At 65.4% G+C, this 20,388-nt stretch carries 18 protein-coding genes; 13 read left to right on the forward strand and 5 right to left on the reverse strand.

Annotated features, from left to right (window positions below):
* Positions 1 to 329 precede the first annotated feature (329 nt).
* Positions 330 to 698 (forward strand): DUF2794 domain-containing protein, encoded by a 369-nt coding sequence (locus tag M9H71_RS10085; protein ID WP_455404895.1) that lies wholly within the window; start codon positions 330 to 332, stop codon positions 696 to 698.
* 120 nt (positions 699 to 818) lie between these two features.
* Here M9H71_RS10085 and M9H71_RS10090 read toward each other — a convergent pair whose 3' ends face one another.
* The 4 genes from M9H71_RS10090 to M9H71_RS10105 all read right to left on the reverse strand — a co-directional run bounded on the left by M9H71_RS10090 (position 819) and on the right by M9H71_RS10105 (position 6,053).
* On the reverse strand, positions 819 to 1,385 hold the full coding sequence (locus M9H71_RS10090; RefSeq protein ID WP_455404896.1) for an N-acetyltransferase family protein: 567 nt from the start codon (positions 1,383 to 1,385) through the stop codon (positions 819 to 821).
* 231 nt (positions 1,386 to 1,616) lie between these two features.
* On the reverse strand, positions 1,617 to 2,408 hold the full coding sequence (locus M9H71_RS10095) for a Bax inhibitor-1/YccA family protein (protein WP_455404897.1): 792 nt from the start codon (positions 2,406 to 2,408) through the stop codon (positions 1,617 to 1,619).
* 330 nt (positions 2,409 to 2,738) lie between these two features.
* Positions 2,739 to 5,309, reverse strand: a complete 2,571-nt coding sequence (locus tag M9H71_RS10100) for an ABC transporter permease (protein WP_455404898.1) — start codon at positions 5,307 to 5,309, stop codon at positions 2,739 to 2,741.
* 3 nt (positions 5,310 to 5,312) lie between these two features.
* Complete coding sequence (locus tag M9H71_RS10105) at positions 5,313 to 6,053, reverse strand: ABC transporter ATP-binding protein (RefSeq protein WP_455404899.1); 741 nt, start codon at positions 6,051 to 6,053, stop codon at positions 5,313 to 5,315.
* Positions 6,054 to 6,129: 76 nt separating this feature from the next.
* Between M9H71_RS10105 and M9H71_RS10110 the strand changes: the two genes are divergently transcribed.
* The 12 genes from M9H71_RS10110 (at position 6,130) to M9H71_RS10165 (ending at position 19,794) form a co-directional block, all read left to right on the forward strand.
* Positions 6,130 to 6,747, forward strand: a complete 618-nt coding sequence (locus tag M9H71_RS10110; protein WP_455405039.1) for an arylesterase — start codon at positions 6,130 to 6,132, stop codon at positions 6,745 to 6,747.
* A gap of 208 nt (positions 6,748 to 6,955) precedes the next feature.
* On the forward strand, positions 6,956 to 7,495 hold the full coding sequence (gene thpR, locus M9H71_RS10115; protein ID WP_164607440.1) for an RNA 2',3'-cyclic phosphodiesterase: 540 nt from the start codon (positions 6,956 to 6,958) through the stop codon (positions 7,493 to 7,495).
* 83 nt (positions 7,496 to 7,578) lie between these two features.
* Positions 7,579 to 8,763, forward strand: coding sequence for a cell division protein ZapE (gene zapE, locus M9H71_RS10120; RefSeq protein WP_455404900.1), 1,185 nt, complete (start codon positions 7,579 to 7,581; stop codon positions 8,761 to 8,763).
* 145 nt (positions 8,764 to 8,908) lie between these two features.
* Positions 8,909 to 9,877: a malate dehydrogenase gene (gene mdh, locus M9H71_RS10125; RefSeq protein ID WP_455404901.1), complete on the forward strand. Its 969-nt coding sequence runs from the start codon at positions 8,909 to 8,911 to the stop codon at positions 9,875 to 9,877.
* A gap of 95 nt (positions 9,878 to 9,972) precedes the next feature.
* Positions 9,973 to 11,169, forward strand: a complete 1,197-nt coding sequence (gene sucC / locus M9H71_RS10130) for an ADP-forming succinate--CoA ligase subunit beta (protein WP_455404902.1) — start codon at positions 9,973 to 9,975, stop codon at positions 11,167 to 11,169.
* Positions 11,170 to 11,233: 64 nt separating this feature from the next.
* Complete coding sequence (gene sucD / locus M9H71_RS10135) at positions 11,234 to 12,118, forward strand: succinate--CoA ligase subunit alpha (protein ID WP_013500286.1); 885 nt, start codon at positions 11,234 to 11,236, stop codon at positions 12,116 to 12,118.
* A 127-nt stretch (positions 12,119 to 12,245) separates the two neighbouring features.
* Positions 12,246 to 15,203 (forward strand): 2-oxoglutarate dehydrogenase E1 component, encoded by a 2,958-nt coding sequence (locus M9H71_RS10140; protein ID WP_455404903.1) that lies wholly within the window; start codon positions 12,246 to 12,248, stop codon positions 15,201 to 15,203.
* Between the two features lie 104 nt (positions 15,204 to 15,307).
* The gene (odhB, locus tag M9H71_RS10145) at positions 15,308 to 16,561 is read left to right on the forward strand and encodes a 2-oxoglutarate dehydrogenase complex dihydrolipoyllysine-residue succinyltransferase (protein WP_455404904.1); all 1,254 of its coding nucleotides are present in this window, start codon (positions 15,308 to 15,310) and stop codon (positions 16,559 to 16,561) included.
* Between the two features lie 59 nt (positions 16,562 to 16,620).
* Positions 16,621 to 17,022 carry an MAPEG family protein gene (locus tag M9H71_RS10150; protein ID WP_455404905.1) on the forward strand — a complete coding sequence of 134 codons (402 nt, stop codon included), beginning with the start codon at positions 16,621 to 16,623 and terminating at the stop codon, positions 17,020 to 17,022.
* Positions 17,023 to 17,029: 7 nt separating this feature from the next.
* Positions 17,030 to 17,776, forward strand: a complete 747-nt coding sequence (locus tag M9H71_RS10155; RefSeq protein ID WP_455404906.1) for an SDR family oxidoreductase — start codon at positions 17,030 to 17,032, stop codon at positions 17,774 to 17,776.
* A gap of 31 nt (positions 17,777 to 17,807) precedes the next feature.
* Complete coding sequence (gene lpdA / locus M9H71_RS10160) at positions 17,808 to 19,211, forward strand: dihydrolipoyl dehydrogenase (protein ID WP_455404907.1); 1,404 nt, start codon at positions 17,808 to 17,810, stop codon at positions 19,209 to 19,211.
* A 40-nt stretch (positions 19,212 to 19,251) separates the two neighbouring features.
* A complete protein-coding gene (locus M9H71_RS10165) occupies positions 19,252 to 19,794 on the forward strand; it encodes a hypothetical protein (protein WP_455404908.1) in 543 nt (180 codons plus the stop codon).
* 2 nt (positions 19,795 to 19,796) lie between these two features.
* Here M9H71_RS10165 and M9H71_RS10170 read toward each other — a convergent pair whose 3' ends face one another.
* The gene (locus M9H71_RS10170; protein WP_455404909.1) at positions 19,797 to 20,387 is read right to left on the reverse strand and encodes a DUF4337 domain-containing protein; all 591 of its coding nucleotides are present in this window, start codon (positions 20,385 to 20,387) and stop codon (positions 19,797 to 19,799) included.
* Between the last annotated feature and the right edge of the window lies 1 nt (position 20,388).

The raw sequence follows: 20,388 nt of genomic DNA on the forward strand, positions 1-20,388 counted from the left end.
ACTTCACGGACGACTCAAAAACAAAAAGGACCAACTTGCGTCGGCCCAGGAGGGGGATTGAGGTTCTGCGTACAGGCCCGATCCCGACTGCTCCAGGGGGCTGGGGGCTGAGGAATCCGAAGCCGAAGGGACCGGGCCAACGCAGTGATTGTTTTATCGCAAGCCGGCTTGGCGCCCGGTTGGCGAAAATCGGGCGGCAATAAGAATTTGCCTAACGAAGCCGTGAGATCGAGCAGGCGGCGAGCCGGTTTGCCGCTCTGCTGCTTTCGATCCCCTTGCGGCCCGGCGTCGGCGGCGCAATCATGTCAGCGTAGTGACAGGAGGCGCCGATGGATCTGATTTCCGGGGAGGCTGAGCCCAGCGAGAGCCGTGCAGCGGAGCGCCCAGGCAGCGCACCGCTGCAGGGACGGGTGACCTTCAACCGCCTGGAGCTCAATCGCATCCTCAATCTCTACGGTCGGATGGTCGCTGCCGGTGAGTGGCGTGATTACGCGATCGACTTCCTGAAGGACCATGCGGTGTTCTCGATCTTCCGCCGCGCCTCGGAAGTCCCGATCTACCGCATCGTCAAGGATCCGCGGCTGGCCCGCAAACAGGGCGCCTATTGCGTGATCGGCGCCTCCGGTCAGATCCTGCGCCGCGGCCACGAACTCGACCGCGTGCTCCTGGTGATCGACCGCAAGCTGGCGCTGGTGTGACCTCCCTCGGTCATTCCGGGGCGCCGCGCAGCGGCGAACCCGGAATCTCGATCCTTGCTGACAATATCTGGATTCCGGGTTCGCTCGCTGGCGCGAGCGCCCCGGAATGACGTCTTTGGATCAAGCCACCGGCACGCTCTCCCCGCCGTCGCCGAGCGCTCTCTGCATCAGCACCGAATCCAGCCAGCGTCCGAACTTGAAGCCGACGTCGGTGTGGGTGCCGATCGGCACGAACCCGGCCTTGCGGTGCAGGGCGATCGAGGCCGCGTTGGCGGAATCGCCGATCACCGCGATCATCTGGCGGAACCCGCGCTCTGTCGATGCGGCGATCAGATCGTGCAGCAGCGCGCTGCCGATGCCGCGGCGGTGCGCCGCTGGATCGAGATAGATCGAGTTCTCGACCGTGAACCGGTAGGCCGGCCGCGGCCGATACGGTCCCGCATAGGCGTAGCCGGCAATCGTCCCGTCCGCTTCAGCCACCAGATAGGGAAAGCCGCCGCCGGTCAGGGCGTCGAAACGCCGCGTCATTTCGGCCAGATCAGGCGGCGTCAGTTCGAAGGTGGCGGTGCCGGTGCGGACGGCCTCGTCGTAGATCGCGGTGATGGCCGGAAGGTCGGCGGGCGTTGCGGGGCGGACGAGAAAGTCGGGCATGGGGCGGGCCTGAGACGAGCGGCGGGAGCGATCCAAACGCGCTCGTCATACGCGGGCTCGACCCGCGTATCCATCCTCTTCGCTGCGCTTCAAGGGCTCCGGCGAGCGGTGGATCGCCGAGTCGCGCCCGGCGATCATGACTCTTGCGGCGAGGGGCCGAGCTCAGCTTCCCGCGGTTGGTCGCAGCCGTGCGCAACAATGCGCCTTCGCAACAAAAAAGCCCCGGCGCGGGAGCCGGGGCTTTCAGCTTCACTCGAGGTGAAGGACTTATTCGCGCTGTCCGAGAAGCTGCAGCAGCAGCGTGAACAGGTTGATGAAGTTCAGGTACAGCGAGAGGGCGCCGGTGATGGCGGCCCGTTCGGCAACGTCGCCGCCCATCGAGCCGTAGCCGTAGATGTAGTCGTTCTTCAGACGCTGGGTGTCCCAGGCGGTCAGGCCGGCGAACACCAGCACGCCCACCACCGACACGATGAACTGCAGCATCGACGAGGCGACGAACAGGTTCACCAGGCTGGCGATCACGACGCCGAACAGGCCCATGATCAGGAACGAACCCATCCCGGTCATGTCACGCTTGGTGGTGTAGCCATAGAGGCTCAGCGCACCGAACGCGGCGGCGGTGATGAAGAACACCCGGACGATCGAGGTGTGCGTGTACACCAGGAAGATCGACGACAGCGAGATGCCCATCAGCGCCGAGAACGCCCAGAACAGAAGCTGAGCGGTCTGTGGCTTGAGGCGGTTGATGCCGAACGAAATCACAAACACCATCGCCAACGGGGCGAGCATGAACACCCACTTCAGCGGGCTGGTGAACATCGCCACGCCGAACGAGGTCAGCATGGTGTTGCCGACCCGTGCCGCCGCAGCGCCAGCGTCCGTCGTCACGGCGCCCATATAGACACCGAGAGCGGCCAGACCGGTGATGGCCAGGCCGATCGTCATGTAGTTGTAGATGCGCATCATGTAGGCGCGCAGGCCGGCATCGACGGTCGCGGTATCGACGCGTCCGGCGGCCCGGCCAAAGGGAGAAGCGTAGTTGCGGTCCAAGTCCGACATGGTCGAGATCCCGAGTTGCTCTGGCCGGTCGCGAAGGGTGGCGAGCGCCAGTACTAAGTTATCACCGGACGGTGGTGCACACTGGGCGTCAATCCGAGGTTCGAACCCAAAATTAACGCCTGTTCATCGAGCCGTCCGACCCATTCTGATATGTGGGAAACTAACACGGACCGGGCAAGATATAATGCGCGGCTGAATGTCGCTCCGCTCCGGAAGGGTAAAGAAACCGGCGTCCGACCTTGGTCGAAAGTGGCGGTTTCGAGCCTGTGCCAGGCCCCGTCGGAAGGGAGCGCCAGCACGCCGCGCAGCCCAATGCCGCGGGCTGCATAACTATAAATTGCGCAAAACGGAAGCGGGCTTCTGGTTTAGGGCCAGCAGCGTTCCGACCAGCCCGAGTCCGACGGTTACCACCAGGGCGGCCACCACCACGCCGGCCGCCGAGCCGACCTGCCAGACGAAGCTGAGCGTCATCAACCGTGTGACAATCAGCCACGCGGCGGTCGAGCCAGCGGCGACCGCGAAGGCTGCGGTTGCGAGGCCGATCATCACGTATTCCAGCGCGAAGGCGCCGATCAGCCGCGCCCGGGTGGCGCCGAGCGTCTTCAGGATCACCGCGTCATAGACCCGGTGACGATGACCTGCCGCCAGAGCGCCGCCGAGCACGAGGATCGCCGAGATCAGCGTCACCGCGCTCGCGCCGCGCACCGCCAGCACCAGATTGGACACAACGCCGCCGACCGTCTCCAGCGCCTCGCGGACACGGACGGAGGTGACCATCGGAAATCTGTCGGCTACCTGCTTGATCACCGCCGCGTCGCTCTGCGGCGTGCTGCCGCTCTCGGTCAGCGTCGCGATGTGGGTGTGCGGGGCGCCGCGGAACGTGTCCGGCGAGAACACCAGGACGAAGTTGATGCCCAGACTCTGCCAGTCGATGCTGCGCAGATTGGCGATCGTCGCGGTGATCTCGCGGCCGAGCACGTTGACCGTCACCTTGTCGCCGATCGTCAGGCCGAGCCCCTGCGCCAGCTTCTTGTCGAACGACACCAGCGGCGGGCCGCTGTAATTCTTCGGCCACCAATGCCCCTCGACCACCGTGGAACCGGCGGGAACCTCGGCCGAATAGGTCAGGCCGCGGTCGCTTTGCAGCACCCACTCGGCGTCCGAGGCGGGCTTGAGGTCCTCTGCCCGGACGCCGCGGGCCGCGACGATCCGGCCGCGCAGCATCGGGACGTCCTCGAGCGTCGCATTGGGGGCGATCTGGTGCAGGAACGTACTAAATTGCTCAGTCTCGCTGGAGGGGATGTCGATGAAGAAGAACGTCGGCGCCTTCGCGGGCAGTGCCGCGGTGAACTGTCGCCGCAGATTGCCGTCGACCTGCGCCACCGTGACCAGCACTGCGAGGCCGAGACCGAGTGACAGCACGACCGATGGGGTCAGCGCGCCGGGGCGATGGATGTTGGCGATGGCGAGCCGCAGCATCGTGCTGCGCGACCGCGGCAGCCGGCGCGCGATCGCCATCAGGCCCGCGGCGACGCCGCGCAGAAGCACGAACACCGCGAGCGTGGCGCCGACGACCGCGAACGCAATGCGCTTGTCGTAGGAGAGGCCGATGACCAGCGCCAGCAGCAGTGCGACGACGATGCCGATCCACACGATGTATTTCAATCGCGGCCGATGCCCGTCGGCCGTCGCTGCCTCGCGGAACAGCATCGCCACCGGGACATCGCGAACCTGCGCCAATGGCCACAGGCCGAAGGCGAGCGCGGTCAATAGGCCGTACAACATCGACAGCGCCAGTTCGCCGGGATGCACTGCCGCGACCACTGGCAGCGGCAGCAATTGGCCGAACAGGCCGACAATCGCAAACGGGATCGCAGCGCCGATCGCCAGCCCGATCGCCGCACCGATCACGGCCAGGACGATCACCTGCGTCAGGTAGATGGCGAACACGTTGCCGCCCGTGCCGCCTACGGCCTTGAATGTCGCGATGACGTCGCGGCGGCGGTCGATATGGCTCTTCACCGCATTGGCGACCCCGACCCCACCGACCACCAGCGCGGCGAGGCCGACCAGGGTCAGGAATTGGGTGAAGCGGGTGATGGTACGTTCGAGCTGCGGCGAGGCGTTGCTGCGCGTCCGGATTTCCCAGCCGGCATGCGGCAGCGCCGCGCGGGTCTCATCGACCAGGCGCTGCGCTGCGCGGTCGTCGGCGCCGTTGTCCGGCAGGCGGACGCGATAGATCCAGCGCACCAGGCTGCCGGGCTGCAGCAACTGCGTCGCGCGCAGGGCTTCGTCGCTGATCAGAAACCGCGGACCGAAGCCGATATTGCCGGACAGCTTGTCCGGCTCGGCCGCGACGACGCTGCGGATCTGGAAGGTGGCGCTGCCGATCGTGACCGTGTCGCCGACCTTCAGGTCGAGCCGCGCCAGCAGAGCGGGATCCGCGGCGGCGCCGTAACGATCGTCGTGCCGGCTCAGCAGCTCGGCCAGCGGCATCGGCGGATCGAGTTTCAGCTCGCCGAGTAGCGGATAGGCGCCATCGACGGCCTTCAGCTCGATCAGCGCCGAGCGGCCGTCGTCGGTGCGCGCCATCGCGCGCATCGTTGCGGCGACCGAAACCGTCCCGCGGCTGCGCAGAAATGCCACTTCGTTCGGCGTCGCCTCGCGCTGGATCAGCGAGAAGGCCGCATCGCCGCCGAGCAGGGTGCGGCCCTCGCGGGCGAGCCCGTCGCTGAGGCTGGCCGCCACCGAGCCGACGCCGGCGATCGCCATCACGCCGAGCGCGATGCAGGCGATGAAAACGTAGAATCCGCTCAGGCCACCGCGCATCTCGCGGAGCGCATAGCGCAGCGGTAGCGGCCAGAAGCCTGTGCGGGACCGGGTCTCGGCGAGCAGGCTCATTGGTCAGGCCGAACGCGCCCGGGCGTTGCCCGGCAGCGTGGTGTCGATCCGCCCGGAGCGGAGCCGCACCACCCGATCGCAACGCTGCGCCAGCGACGAGTCGTGGGTCACCAGCACCAGCGTCATGCCGCGCTCGGCGTGCTTGGCGAACAGCAGGTCGACGATCTGCCTGCCGGTGGTCTCGTCGAGATTGCCGGTCGGCTCGTCCGCCACCAGGATCGCCGGATCGGGGGCGAGTGCGCGCGCGAGCGCGACGCGCTGCTGCTCGCCGCCGGAGAGCTGCGACGGATAGTGATGCAGCCGCTCGCCGAGTCCGACCGAAGCCAGCTCGCGTGCGGCGCGGTCCGTGGCGTCGGCTTGCCCGGCCAGCTCCAGCGGCACCGCGACGTTCTCCAGCGCCGTCATGGTCGGGATCAGGTGGAAGGATTGAAAGACGATGCCGATTTGCCGGCCGCGGAAGCGGGCGAGCGCGTCCTCGTCCAAACCATTGAAAGCGGTGCCGTCGACCACCACCTGACCGCTGTCGGGCCGTTCCAGCCCGGCCATCACCATCAGCAGGGTGGACTTGCCGGAGCCGGACGGGCCGATCAGCCCGATCGCTTCGCCGGCAGCGACGCGCAGGCTGATGTCCTTGAGGATGTGCACCCGCGCGGCGCCGCTGCCCAGCGACAGATCGACGTTGGAGATCGCGATGGTGTCCGGCGCACCGCCGGCCGATGACGAGGGTTCGATGAGACTGTCCATGGCTGCCTCATATGGCTATTCAATCGTGGCGGTCGAGAGGTGGGCCCGCACGATCGCGTTGGTCCTGGGACTTGGCATGATCGCGGCACTGCCCGGACAGAGCGCGCGGGCCGAAGAGGCCGCCAAACCGTTGAAAGTCGTGGTGCTCGGCGACTCGCTGACCGCCGGCTATGGCCTGCCGGCCGCCGATGCGTTTCCGGCCAAGCTGCAAAAAGCGCTCAAAGCCAAGGGCATCGACACCGAGATGATCAACGCCGGGGTATCCGGCGATACCGCCAGCGGCGGCCTGGAGCGGCTCGACTGGTCGGTGCCGCCGGATGCGGACGCGGTGATCGTCGAGCTCGGCGCCAACGATGCGCTGCGTGGCACCGATCCGAAGGTCCCGCGCAAGGCGCTGGACGAAATCCTGAAGCGGCTGAAGGCGCGCAACCTGCCTGTGCTTCTCGCCGGGATGTTGGCGCCGCCGAACTACGGCAAGGACTATGCGGCTCGGTTCGACGCGATCTATCCCGAGCTCGCCAAGCAATACGACGTGCCGCTGTATCCGTTCTTTCTCGACGGCGTTGCGGCGGTGTCGAAGCTGAACCAGGCCGACGGCATCCATCCAACGGCGGCGGGTGTCGATGTGGTGGTCGAGCGCATTCTGCCCATGGTCGAGGCGATGCTCCGCCCGCTCCTCGGGCAAACCCGCTGAGAAACCGGCAATCTGGCCTTAAGGGTTGGATTACCCTCAGCTTTTTTGACCGCCCGTGGGCTCCGCTGTAGCGCTGTTACACAAACGCGCTACAGAATCGTATCGTTGATTCGCCGGACGTTTTGCGGACTGCCGTGTCCCCTGCGCGGGACGGTCCTCCAATCGGGATAGGCAGCCGCAATCGGGCCTCAGGTTCGAGGGTGTGCCGATGCCGCGTTTGTTTACGGGACTGGAGATTCCGGCCGAGATCAGCCAGACCCTGTCGAGTTTACGCGGTGGATTGCCGGGGGCGCGCTGGGTCGATCCGGACGACTATCACCTCACCCTGCGGTTCATCGGCGACATCGACGGCATCACCGCCAACGAGATCGCCTCCACCCTGTTTCGGGTCAACCGCAAGCCGTTCGAAGTCACGCTGCAGGGGCTGTCGAGCTTCGGCGGCAAGAAGCCCCGCGCGGTGGTGGCCTCGGTCGTGCCGTCGAAACCGTTGATCGAGCTGCAGGCCGAGCTCGAACGGCTGATGCAGCGGGTCGGGCTCGATCCCGAGGGCCGGAAATTCACCCCGCATGTCACCCTGGCGCGGCTGCGCGGCGACGTCTCCAGCCGCGATGTCGCCGACTATTTGTCGATCCGTGGTTACTTCCCGTCCAAGGTGTTCAAGGCCGAACGCTTCGTGCTGTATTCGGCGCGGGCCTCGACCGGCGGCGGCCCGTATATCGTCGAGGCGCCCTACGAGCTGAACGCCTGACGCGGCTCCCTGGTCGGCGCGCATAGCTCACCGCCCGATTCCCGGCTTGCATTTTGTCGCCCGATCAGGCGGTAAAGGGCCGCATGTCCTCGCCGCATTCGCTCCGCCAGCAATATCAATCTCTGATCGCCTCCGGCAGCATCGAAGCCGACCCGGCGCAGGCTCGGGCGGTGCAGGCTTTCACGCTCCTCAACGAGACGCTCGACGGCTATAAGCCACCGAAAAAACAGGGTTTTTTTGGCCGACTGTTCGGCGGCGGCGATGCCGGCCAGCAGCCCCCGCAGGGTCTGTACATCCATGGCGAGGTCGGCCGCGGCAAGACCATGCTGATGGACCTGTTCTTCGATGCGAGTCCGATCGCGTTCAAGCGGCGGTCGCACTTTCACGAATTCATGGCCGAGACCCATGATCGCATCAACGGCTTCCGCCAGGCGATCAAGCGCGGCGATATTCCCGATGCCGACGTGATGGAGCTGACGGCGGCGTCGATCCTCGACGAGGCCTGGCTGCTCTGTTTCGACGAATTCCACGTCACTGATATCGCCGACGCGATGATCCTCGGCCGACTGTTCACCAAACTGTTCGAGCTGGGCACCGTGGTGGTGGCGACTTCCAACGTCGCGCCCGACGATCTCTACAAGGATGGCCTGAATCGCTCGCTGTTCATGCCGTTCATCGGTCAGGTGAAGCGGCACATGCGGGTGATACGCCTCGATGCGCGAACCGATTACCGCCTGGAGAAATTCGCCGGCATGAAGGTCTGGCTGACGCCCGACGATGCCGAGGCGACCGCCACGATCGATCGAGCCTGGCATCGGATCACCGGCACCACCAAGGGCGAGCCGCGCGATATTTCGATCAAGGGCCGTATCCTGCACGTCCCGCAGGCCGATCATCACGTTGCACGGTTCTCGTTCGCGGATCTGTGCCAGAAACCGCTGGGCGCCAGTGACTACCTGCGGCTCGCCCATGAATATCACACGCTGATGATCGATCATGTGCCGGTGATGGACTACGCCGATCGCAATGCCGCCAAGCGGTTTATCGCGCTGATCGATACGCTGTACGACAACTCGGTGAAGCTGATGGCCTCGGCCGCGGCGGAGCCGGCGCGGCTCTACCGCGCCACCGAAGGCTTCGAAGCGCTGGAATTCAATCGCACCGTTTCCCGTCTCACAGAAATGGGCTCTGAATCCTACCTGGCGCTGCCGCACGGCCGGCGCGACTCCACCGCGACCGGCGATACCACCGGATTGGTCGAAACCTAGGTCTATTCCGGGCCACCCGCGGCCTGCAAAGCCGCCGGCCTAACAAATGGGCGCTCGCCGACTTGAACGCATGGGGCGAAAGCGATAACCACCCAAGCGGATTTCCCACCCCTCCCCACCCACGGGCTCAAAGGACTGCTTTCCCATGGCGCGCGATAAGATTGCTTTGATTGGCTCCGGCCAGATCGGCGGTACGCTGGCACACCTGATCGGGCTGAAAGAGCTCGGCGACGTGGTGCTGTTCGACATCGCCGAGGGCGTGCCGCAGGGCAAGGCGCTCGACATCGCGGAGTCTTCGCCGGTCGACGGTTTCGACTCCAAGCTGACCGGTGCCAATTCCTACGAGGCGATCGAAGGCGCCCGCGTGGTGATCGTCACCGCCGGCGTGCCGCGCAAGCCGGGCATGAGCCGTGACGATCTGCTCAGCATCAACCTCAAGGTGATGGAGCAGGTCGGTGCCGGCATCAAGAAGTACGCGCCCGACGCATTCGTGATCTGCATCACCAACCCGCTCGACGCGATGGTCTGGGCGCTGCAGAAGGCCTCGGGCCTGCCGGCCAAGAAGGTCGTCGGCATGGCCGGCGTGCTCGACTCGGCGCGGTTCCGCTACTTCCTCGCCGACGAGTTCAACGTCTCGGTCGAAGACGTCACCGCCTTCGTGCTTGGCGGTCACGGCGACACCATGGTGCCGCTGGTGAAGTACTCGACCGTCGCCGGCATTCCGCTGCCCGATCTGGTCAAGATGGGCTGGACCTCGCAGGCGCGTCTCGACGAGATCGTCGACCGCACCCGCAACGGCGGTGCCGAGATCGTGAACCTGCTGAAGACCGGCTCGGCGTTCTATGCCCCGGCGTCGTCGGCGATCGCGATGGCCGAGAGCTATCTGAAGGACAAGAAGCGGGTGGTCCCGGTTGCGGCTCACCTCAACGGCGAATACGGCGTCAAGGACATGTATGTCGGCGTGCCGGTGGTGATCGGCGACAAGGGCGTCGAGCGCATCGTCGAGATCGAACTGGCCGGCAAGGACAAGGAAGCGTTCGACAAGTCGGTCGCTGCCGTGCAGGGGCTGGTCGACGCCTGCAAGAAGATTGCGCCCGATCTGCTCGGACGCTGAGGAACGTCTCACCAAACTGGCTGCGCCGGCCCTTCTGAGGTCGGCGCAGCGTCGCGGTTCAACCGGCTGGATGCGATCTGGCGAAGGGCAATTCCATGAATATTCACGAATACCAGGCCAAAGCGGTGCTGCGCGAGTTCGGCGTGCCGGTGGGTCACGGCTTCCCGATCTTCAAGGCGTCCGAGGCGGAAGCCGCCGCCAAGCAGCTCGGCGGTCCGGTCTGGGTGGTGAAGAGCCAGATCCACGCCGGCGGCCGCGGCAAAGGCAAGTTCAAGGAAGCCTCTGCCGGTGACAAAGGCGGCGTCCGCCTCGCCAAGTCGATCGACGAGGTCAAGGACTACGCCAAGCAGATGCTCGGCGCCACGCTGGTGACGGTGCAGACCGGTCCTGACGGCAAGCAGGTCAACCGCCTCTACATCGAGGAAGGCTCCGATATCGACAAGGAGTTCTACCTGTCGCTGCTGGTCGATCGCGCCACCTCGCGGATTTCCTTCGTGGTCTCGACCGAAGGCGGCATGTCGATCGAAGACGTTGCCCACGAGACGCCCGAAAAGATCGTGTCATTCACCGTCGATCCGGCGACCGGCATCATGGGCCATCATGGCCGCACCGTCGCCAAGGCGCTGAACCTGAAGGGCGAGCAGGCCAAGCAGGCCGAAGCAATGGTGGCCAAGCTGTACGCCGCCTTCGTCGCCAAAGACATGGACATGCTCGAGATCAACCCGCTGGTGCTGACCAAGCAGGGCGATCTGAAGTGCCTCGACGCCAAGATCTCGTTCGACGGCAACGCGCTGTACCGCCACACCGATATCCAGGCGCTGCGTGACGAGACCGAGGAAGACGCCAAGGAAATCGAGGCGTCAAAATACGACCTCAATTATGTCACCCTCGACGGCACCATCGGCTGCATGGTCAACGGCGCCGGCCTCGCGATGGCGACGATGGACATCATCAAGCTGTACGGCATGAGCCCGGCCAACTTCCTCGACGTCGGCGGCGGCGCCAGCAAGGAGAAGGTGACGGCGGCGTTCAAGATCATCACCGCCGATCCGAACGTGAAGGGCATCCTGATCAACATCTTCGGCGGCATCATGAAGTGCGACGTGATCGCCGAAGGCGTGGTCGCAGCGGTCAAGGAAGTCGGTCTCGACGTGCCGCTGGTGGTCCGCCTCGAAGGCACCAATGTCGAAGCCGGCAAGAAGATCATCAAGCATTCCGGCCTCAACGTGCTGCCCGCCGACAATCTCGACGACGCCGCGCAGAAGATCGTCGCCGCCGTGAAGGGAGCCTGAGGCCGGTTTTCGGCCTCTCCGCTGCCTCCGACCATCCCGTTCGACCGCGAAAGCATCACCGACCATGTCCATTCTGATCGACAGCAACACCCGCGTTATCTGCCAGGGCTTCACCGGCAAGAACGGCACCTTCCATTCCGAGGCGGCGATCGCCTACGGCACCAAGATGGTCGGCGGCACCTCACCGGGCAAAGGCGGCTCGACCCATCTCGGCCTGCCGGTGTTCGACACCGTCCGTGAGGCGCGCGAGAAGACCGGGGCGGACGCGTCGGTGATCTACGTGCCGCCGCCGGGCGCCGCCGACGCGATCTGCGAGGCGATCGATGCCGAGATCCCGTTGATCGTCTGCATCACCGAGGGCATCCCGGTGCTCGACATGGTGCGGGTGAAGCGCTCGCTGAACGGCTCGAAGTCGCGTCTGATCGGGCCGAACTGCCCGGGCGTGATGACCGCCGGCGAGTGCAAGATCGGCATCATGCCGGCCAACATCTTCAAGCCGGGCTCGGTCGGCATCGTGTCGCGGTCCGGCACCCTGACCTATGAGGCGGTGTTCCAGACCTCGGCCGAAGGCCTCGGCCAGACCACCGCGGTCGGCATCGGCGGCGACCCGGTCAAGGGAACCGAGTTCATCGACGTGCTGGAGATGTTCCTGGCCGACGACAAGACTGAGTCGATCATCATGATCGGCGAGATCGGCGGATCGGCCGAAGAGGACGCCGCCCAGTTCCTGATCGACGAGGCCAAGCGCGGCCGCAAGAAACCGACGGTGGGATTCATCGCCGGCGTCACCGCTCCTCCCGGCCGCCGTATGGGCCACGCCGGTGCGATCATTTCGGGCGGCAAGGGCGATGCGGCCTCAAAGACTGCCGCGATGGAAGCGGCCGGCATCACGGTGTCGCCGTCGCCGGCACGGCTCGGCAAAACGCTTGCCGAAAAATTGAAGTCCTAATTCAAACCTTGTGTCGTTCCGAGCTTACATTTCCCTAGAATAGGATAAAAGGTGCACTATGTTGCTGATCCGGTAACCGGATCAGCTTATCGCGATTAAGTCGCGATCTCATCATCAGGACGCAATCATGTCTCGCCAGGACGCGAATGCCGCTTTCGCCCTTTCGTCTTTTCTTCAGGGCGCCAACGCTACCTATATCGACGATCTCTACTCCCGCTACGAAAGCGATCCGTCCTCGGTCGATGCCGACTGGCAGGCATTCTTCCAGAGTCTGAAAGACAGCCCCGGCGACATTCAGAAAAATGCCGAGGGTCCGTCCTGGGAGCAGGCGAACTGGCCGCTGACCCCGCGGGACGAGCTGACCTCGGCGCTCGACGGCAACTGGAATCAGGTCGAAAAGACCGTCAGCCAGAAGCTGCAGGCCAAGGCGCAAAGCCGAGGCGTCGAGCTGTCTTCGGCCGACGTGCTGCAGGCGACCCGCGATTCGGTCCGCGCCCTGATGCTGATCCGCGCCTACCGCATGCGCGGCCATTTCCACGCCAAGCTCGATCCGCTCGGCCTGTCGCCGGCGCGCGATCATGAAGAGCTCGACATCCGGTCCTACGGCTTCACCGAGGCCGATCTCGACCGCAAGATCTTCCTCGATCACGTCCTCGGCCTCGAATACGGCTCGTTGCGCGATATCGTCGCGATCTGCGAGCGCACCTACTGCCAGACCATGGGCATCGAGTTTCTGCACATCTCCAACGGTGCGCAGAAGGCCTGGCTACAGGAGCGGATCGAAGGTCCGGACAAGGAAATCAGCTTCACCCGCGAGGGCCGGCGCGCGATCCTGATGAAGCTGATCGAGGCCGAGGGCTTCGAGAAGTTCTGCGATCTGAAGTTCACTGGCACCAAGCGGTTCGGCCTCGACGGCGGCGAAGCCCTGATCCCGGCGCTGGAGCAGATCATCAAGCGCGGCGGCAATCTCGGCGTGCGCGAGATCGTGCTCGGCATGCCGCACCGCGGCCGCCTCAACGTCCTGACCCAGGTGATGGCCAAGGCCCACCGGGCGCTGTTCCACGAGTTCAAGGGCGGTTCGGCCAACCCCGACGAGGTCGAAGGTTCGGGCGACGTCAAATACCATCTCGGCGCGTCATCGGACCGCGAGTTCGACCACAACAAGGTCCACCTGTCGCTGACCGCGAACCCGTCGCATCTCGAGATCGTCGATCCGGTGGTGCTCGGCAAGGTGCGGGCCAAGCAGGACCAGCACGGCGATTTGCCCGAGGAGCGGGTTTCGGTGCTGCCGCTGCTGATGCATGGCGACGCCGCGTTCGCCGGCCAGGGCGTGGTCGCCGAGTGCTTCGCGCTGTCCGACCTGAAGGGCTACCGAACCGGCGGTTCGATCCACTTCATCGTCAACAATCAGATCGGCTTCACCACCTATCCGCGCTACTCGCGGTCGTCGCCCTATCCGTCGGACGTGGCGAAGATGATCGATGCACCGATCTTCCACGTCAACGGCGACGATCCGGAAGCAGTGGTGTTCGCCGCCAAGATCGCGGTCGAGTACCGGCAGAAGTTCCACAAGCCTGTCGTCATCGACATGTTCTGCTACCGGCGTCACGGCCACAACGAAGGCGATGAGCCGTCGTTCACCCAGCCGATGATGTACCGCAAGATCGCCGGACATCCGACGACGCTGGAGATCTACTCCAAGCGCCTGATCGCCGACGGCGTGATCACCGAGGGTGAAGTCGACAAGGCGAGGGCCGATTGGCGCGCCCGGCTGGATGCCGAGTTCGAGGCAGCATCGAGCTATCGCCCGAACAAGGCCGATTGGCTCGACGGCAAATGGGCCGGCTTCAAATTCGCCGACCAGGAAGAAGAGCCGCGGCGGGGCATCACCGGCGTCGACCTGCCGACCCTCAAGGAAATCGGCCGCAAGATCACCAAGGTGCCGGAAGGTTTCCGGCTGCACCGCACCGTGCAGCGGTTCCTCGAAAACCGCGCCAAGGCGATCGACGGCGGCAACGGTATCGACTGGGCGACCGGCGAGGCGCTGGCGTTCTGCACCATGTTGCTGGAAGGCCATCGTATCCGTCTATCCGGACAGGACTCCGAACGCGGCACCTTCTCGCAGCGCCATTCGGTGCTGATCGATCAGGAAGACGAGACCCGCTACACCCCGTTCAACCACCTCTCGCCCGATCAGGGCCACTACGAGGTGATCAACTCTCTGCTGTCGGAAGAAGCGGTGCTCGGCTTCGAGTACGGCTACTCGCTGGCGGAGCCGAATGCGCTGACGCTGTGGGAAGCCCAGTTCGGCGACTTCGCCAACGGCGCGCAGGTGCTGTTCGACCAGTTCATCTCCTCGGGCGAACGCAAATGGCTGCGGATGTCCGGCCTGGTCTGCCTGCTGCCGCATGGCTACGAGGGCCAGGGGCCGGAGCACTCGTCGGCGCGTCTCGAGCGTTATCTGCAGATGTGCGCCGAAGACAACATGCAGGTGGTGTACCCCACCACCCCGGCCAACTACTTCCATGCGTTGCGCCGTCAGCTCAAGCGCGAGATCCGCAAGCCCTTGATCCTGATGACGCCGAAGTCGCTGCTGCGCCACAAGCGCGCCGTGTCGCGGCTCGACGAACTCGGGTCCGATACCAGCTTCCACCGGATCCTGCTCGATGACGCGCAGACCGAGCCGGACGAAAAGACCACGCTGGTGGCGGACGCCAAGATCCGCCGCGTCGTGGTCTGCTCCGGCAAGGTCTATTACGACCTCTATGACGAGCGCGAAAAGCGCGGCATCGACGACGTCTATCTGCTGCGCGTCGAGCAGCTCTATCCGGTGCCGCTCAAGACGCTGGTGCACGAGCTGTCGCGCTTCAAGGATGCGGAATTGGTGTGGTGTCAGGAAGAGCCCCGCAACATGGGCGGCTGGCATTTCATCGAGCCGTATCTGGAGTGGGTGCAGAACCAGATCGAAGCCAAGCATCGCCGGCCGCGCTACGCCGGCCGCCCCGCTTCGGCAGCGACCGCGACCGGCCTGATGTCGAAGCATCTGGCGCAGCTCAAGGCGTTCCTCGACGACGCGTTGCGTTGACGAATCGGGCCGCCGACTGTCGGCGGCCTTCGGTATTTTCCTGAGTTTGGATCACGGGGCGGACGCTGGCGCGACAGCCGCGACGCCGCAAAAGGATAATGACGATGACTGAAATTCGCGTTCCGACGCTCGGCGAATCGGTGACCGAGGCAACCATCGGCCGCTGGTTCAAGCAGCCCGGCGAAGCTGTCGCGGTCGACGAGCCGCTCGTCGAACTCGAGACCGACAAGGTGACAATCGAAGTGCCCGCGCCGTCCGCCGGCACGCTCGGCGAGATCGTCGCCAAGGATGGCGAGACCGTTGCGGTCGGCGCGCTGCTCGGCCAGATCACCGACGGCGCGGCGCCGGCCAAGTCCGCGGCCGCAGCTCCTGCCAAGGCGCCGGCTCCCGCCGCGCCGCCTGCGCCGGCAGCGCCTGCCCCGGCGGCTGCTCCCGCCGCCAAGGCACCGCCATCCGACGCGCCGCTGGCGCCGTCGGTGCGACGTCTCTCCGCAGAGAGTGGTGTCGACGCCTCGACCGTGCCGGGCTCCGGCAAGGACGGCCGCGTCACCAAGGGCGATATGCTGGCGGCGATCGAGAAGGCCGCCTCCGCGCCGACCCCGGTCAACCAGCCTGCCGCCGCCGTGCAGGTCCGTTCGCCGTCGCCGGCCGACGACGCTGCGCGCGAGGAGCGGGTCAAGATGACCCGGCTGCGCCAGACCATCGCGCGCCGGCTGAAGGAAGTTCAGAACACCGCCGCGATGCTGACGACCTTCAACGAGGTCGACATGACCAACGTCATGGCGTTGCGCGCGCAGTACAAGGACGTGTTCGAGAAGAAGCATGGCGCCAAGCTGGGCTTCATGGGCTTCTTCACCAAGGCCTGCGTCCAGGCACTGAAGGACATCCCGGCCGTCAATGCCGAGATCGACGGCACCGACCTGATCTATAAGAACTACTACCACGTCGGCGTCGCCGTCGGCACCGACAAAGGGCTCGTCGTTCCGGTGGTGCGCGACTGCGACACCAAGTCGATCGCCGACATCGAGAAGAACATCGTCGATTTTGGCAAGCGCGCCCGCGACGGCCAGCTCAAGATCGAGGAGATGCAGGGCGGCACCTTCACCATCACCAACGGTGGCATCTACGGTTCGCTGATGTCGACCCCGATCCTGAATGCGCCGCAGTCCGGCATCCTCGGCATGCACAAGATCCAGGAGCGTCCGGTGGTGGTCGGCGGCAAGATCGAAGTCCGCCCGATGATGTATCTGGCGCTGAGCTATGATCACCGCGTGATCGACGGCAAGGAAGCCGTGACCTTCCTGGTTCGCGTCAAGGAGAGCCTGGAAGATCCGGCCCGGCTGGTGCTGGATCTCTGACACTGGAGTAAGTGCCGGCGGCGTGCTCCTGCGCGCCGCCGCTGACCTTGGGGGAAAAGATGCCGCCGATGCCGACCGAGATCACGGTGCTGGGCTGGAGCGTGGTGCTGCTGATCGTGCAGATGTTCCTGGCTTCCATCCCGACCACAATGGAGCTCGGCGGCGACTATCAGGCAGGTCCCCGAGACGAGCCACGAACGCCGACGGGGCGGTTTGCCGGCCGCGCTAACCGGGCCTTCCGCAATCTGCTCGAAACCTACCCGGCGTTCGTCGGCATCGCTCTGGCGCTGGCGATCACCGGCAAGACCGGCGGCTATGCCGCCACGGCGTCGGTGGTCTGGCTGATTGCCCGCGCCTTGTACGCGCCGCTCTACATCATCGAAATCCCGTTCGCCCGCAGCATTGTCTGGTTCGTGTCGCTATTGGCGCTGGTCACGATGCTGGTCAGGCTGTTGAGCTGAGAGGCATATGACCGATCGCGTCGTCATCATCACCGGAGGCAGCCGCGGCATCGGTCGCGCCACCGCGATCGGCTGTGCGAAGCGCGGCTTCAAGGTCGTGATCGGCTACGCCAGCAACGCCGCCGCGGCCAATGAGGTGGTGGCCGAGATCGAGGCGAGTAACGGCAAGGCGATTGCGGTGAAATGCGACGTCGGCCACGAAGACGACATCCTGGCGCTGTTCGCAGCCGCGGACGCCTTCGGTCCACTCGGCGCGCTGGTCAACAATGCCGGCATCGTCGGCCCGACCGCACGGGTCGACGAAATGTCGGCCGAGCGTATCCAGCGCATCATGGCGGTCAACGTCACCGGCAGCATTCTGTGCGCGCGTGAGGCGGTGAAGCGGATGTCGACCCGCCATGGCGGTCAGGGCGGTGTCATCGTCAATCTGTCGTCGGTCGCCGCCAAGCTCGGCTCTCCCAACACTTACGTCGACTACGCCGCCTCCAAGGGGGCGGTCGACTCCTTTACGGTCGGACTCGGTCACGAAGTCGCCGGCGAAGGCATTCGTGTCGCAGCGATCCGCCCCGGTCTGATCGATACCGAGATTCACGCCTCCGGCGGCGATCCGGAACGTGCGCATCGGCTCAGTGTCAACGTGCCGATGCAGCGCGTCGGTCGCGCCGAAGAAATCGCCAACGCCGTCGTCTGGCTGCTGTCCGACGATGCCTCCTATGTCACCAGCGCCATCCTCGACGTGTCCGGGGGACGATAGTCGCGCCGGCGCCAACTCACAGGATTGAACTATGGCCACCTACGATCTCGTCATCATCGGCACCGGCCCCGGCGGCTACGTCTGCGCGATTCGCGCCGCACAGCTCGGCCTCAAAGTGGCGGTCGTGGAAAAGAACGCCACGCTCGGCGGCACCTGCCTGAACGTCGGCTGCATGCCGTCGAAGGCGCTGCTGCACGCGTCTGAACTGTTCGAGGAGGCCGGGCATTCGTTCGCCAAGATGGGCATCGGGGTGCCTGCCCCGAAGCTCGATCTGCCGGCGATGATGAATTTCAAGCAGCAGGGCATCGACGGCAACGTCAAGGGCGTCGAATACCTGATGAAGAAGAACAAGATCGACGTGCTGGCCGGCAAGGGCAAGATTCTCGGCGCCGGCAAGGTCGAGGTCACGGGCGCCGACGGCAAGGCCACCAGCGTTGATGCCAAATCGATCGTGATCGCCTCCGGTTCGGCGGTCGCCCAGCTCAAGGGCATCGAGATCGACGAGAAGCGTGTGGTGTCGTCCACCGGCGCACTGTCGCTGGACAAAGTACCGGGCAAGCTGATCGTGGTCGGCGCCGGCGTGATCGGACTCGAGCTCGGCTCGGTGTGGCGCCGCCTTGGCGCCGAAGTCACCGTGGTCGAATTCCTCGACCGACTCCTGCCCGGCATGGACGGCGAGGTGGTCAAGCAGTTCCAGCGCATTCTGGAAAAGCAGGGCATGGCGTTCAAGCTCGGCGCCAAGGTCACCGGTGTCGACAGCTCCGGCAAGCAGCTCAAGGTCAACGTCGAGGCGGCCGCCGGCGGCAATGCCGAGACTCTCGAAGCCGACGTGGTGCTGGTTGCGATCGGCCGGATTCCCTACACCGAGGGGCTCGGGCTCAAGGAAGCCGGCATTGCGCTCGACGAGCGCGGCCGGGTGGCGATCGACGACCACTTCGCCACCAGTGTGAGGGGCGTGTACGCGATCGGTGACGTGGTGCGCGGCCCGATGCTCGCCCACAAGGCTGAGGACGAAGGCGTCGCTGTTGCCGAGCTGATCGCCGGCAAGGCCGGCCACGTCAACTACGACGTCATTCCCGGCGTCGTCTACACCACGCCGGAAGTGTCCAGCGTCGGCAAGACCGAGGAAGACCTCAAGCAGGCCGGCATCGCCTACACGGTCGGCAAGTTCCCGTTCACCGCCAATGGCCGCTCCAAGGTCAATCAGACCACCGACGGCTTCGTGAAGATCCTCGCCGACGCCAAGACCGACCGGGTGCTCGGCGTCCACATCATCGGCCGCGAGGCCGGCGAGATGATCCACGAAGCGGCGGTGCTGATGGAATTCGGCGGCTCGGCGGAGGATCTGGCCCGCACCTGCCACGCCCACCCGACCCGCTCCGAAGCCATCAAGGAAGCCGCCCTTTCGGTCGGCAAGCGCGCCATCCATATGTGACGCAGGGCCGGCATGAAGCCGGCTTACGGATGATGGCGTCATGAAGCATCGGCTGTGGCAGCCCCTCTGGGTGCTGCTGGCGATCCTGTTCCTGATCGAGGCGTGGTTCTGGGACCACGTCGAGCCGCTGATCGCGCGTATCGTCGCGCTGATTCCGTTGCGCGAGCTCAAGGAAAGGCTGGCGCGGTGGGTCGACCATCTGTCCCCGGCGATGACGCTGCCGGTGTTTCTGGTGCCGGTGGCGCCGCTCTATCCGCTGAAGCTGTTCGCGATTGCGCTGCTCGCCGACGGCAAGTGGATCGCGGGGCTCGGCGTGTTCGCGCTCGCCCAGGTGTTCGGCCTCGGCGTCGCGGCGTTCATCTTCGACGTCACCAAGCCGAAACTGCTGCAGCTTCGCTGGTTCGCCGCGGCCTATCGTTGGATCATCGAGCTGCGCGCCAAGGCGCACGCGATCGTTGCGCCGATCATGGCTCAGATCCGAGCCAAGCTCTCCGAGCTCCTGAAGGGCGACGGTGACGGCTGGGGGGCGAAGCTATTGCGCCGGATCGGAGCATTGCGCCGGCGCATCCGCACCGCGCGCTGATCCTACATCAGATGCACGGCGTGCGGCGCGAACAGACCGATCGCCATGAAGCCGAGCCCACCGATCGCAAGCAGCCCGGAAATCCAGGCCAGCACGATCATCCCGGTGATGATCGTCGCCGAGGCCAGCACGATCCCGATCTGGAAAGCCGCCGACGCGACTTCGTAGTGGTGGTAGCGGGCCATCGCCAGGTCGCGCTCGTGCTCGGCGTGCTTGGCGCGGGCGGCGAGCTGTTCTGAGCCTTCACCGGTCTCCGGCTCGGAGCGATACCGAGCCGCGGTCTTCTGCCAGTCGTCGATCTGCTTCTGCAGCGCCGCCTTGGTGGCCTCGTCCGGCACGGTGCCGAGGCTGAGCCGCGCATGTTCCGAAACCGCCTGAACGGTGGTGCGCCGAATGCTCTTGGCCTGGAAGAACGCCCACAGGTTGGAGGCTTCGACGTTCTTGGCCAGCGCCTCGGTCTGGGCGCCTTTGCCGAGCGTTTCGGAGAACGCCAGGAACAGCGCAATCACCGAAATCAGCAGCGCGATGCCCTTGTTGGAGCCCGACGCGTGCTCGGCATGCTCGGCGTGCTCCATGCTTTCATGCGCCCCCATC

The sequence above is a fragment of the Rhodopseudomonas parapalustris genome, from assembly GCF_053772255.1.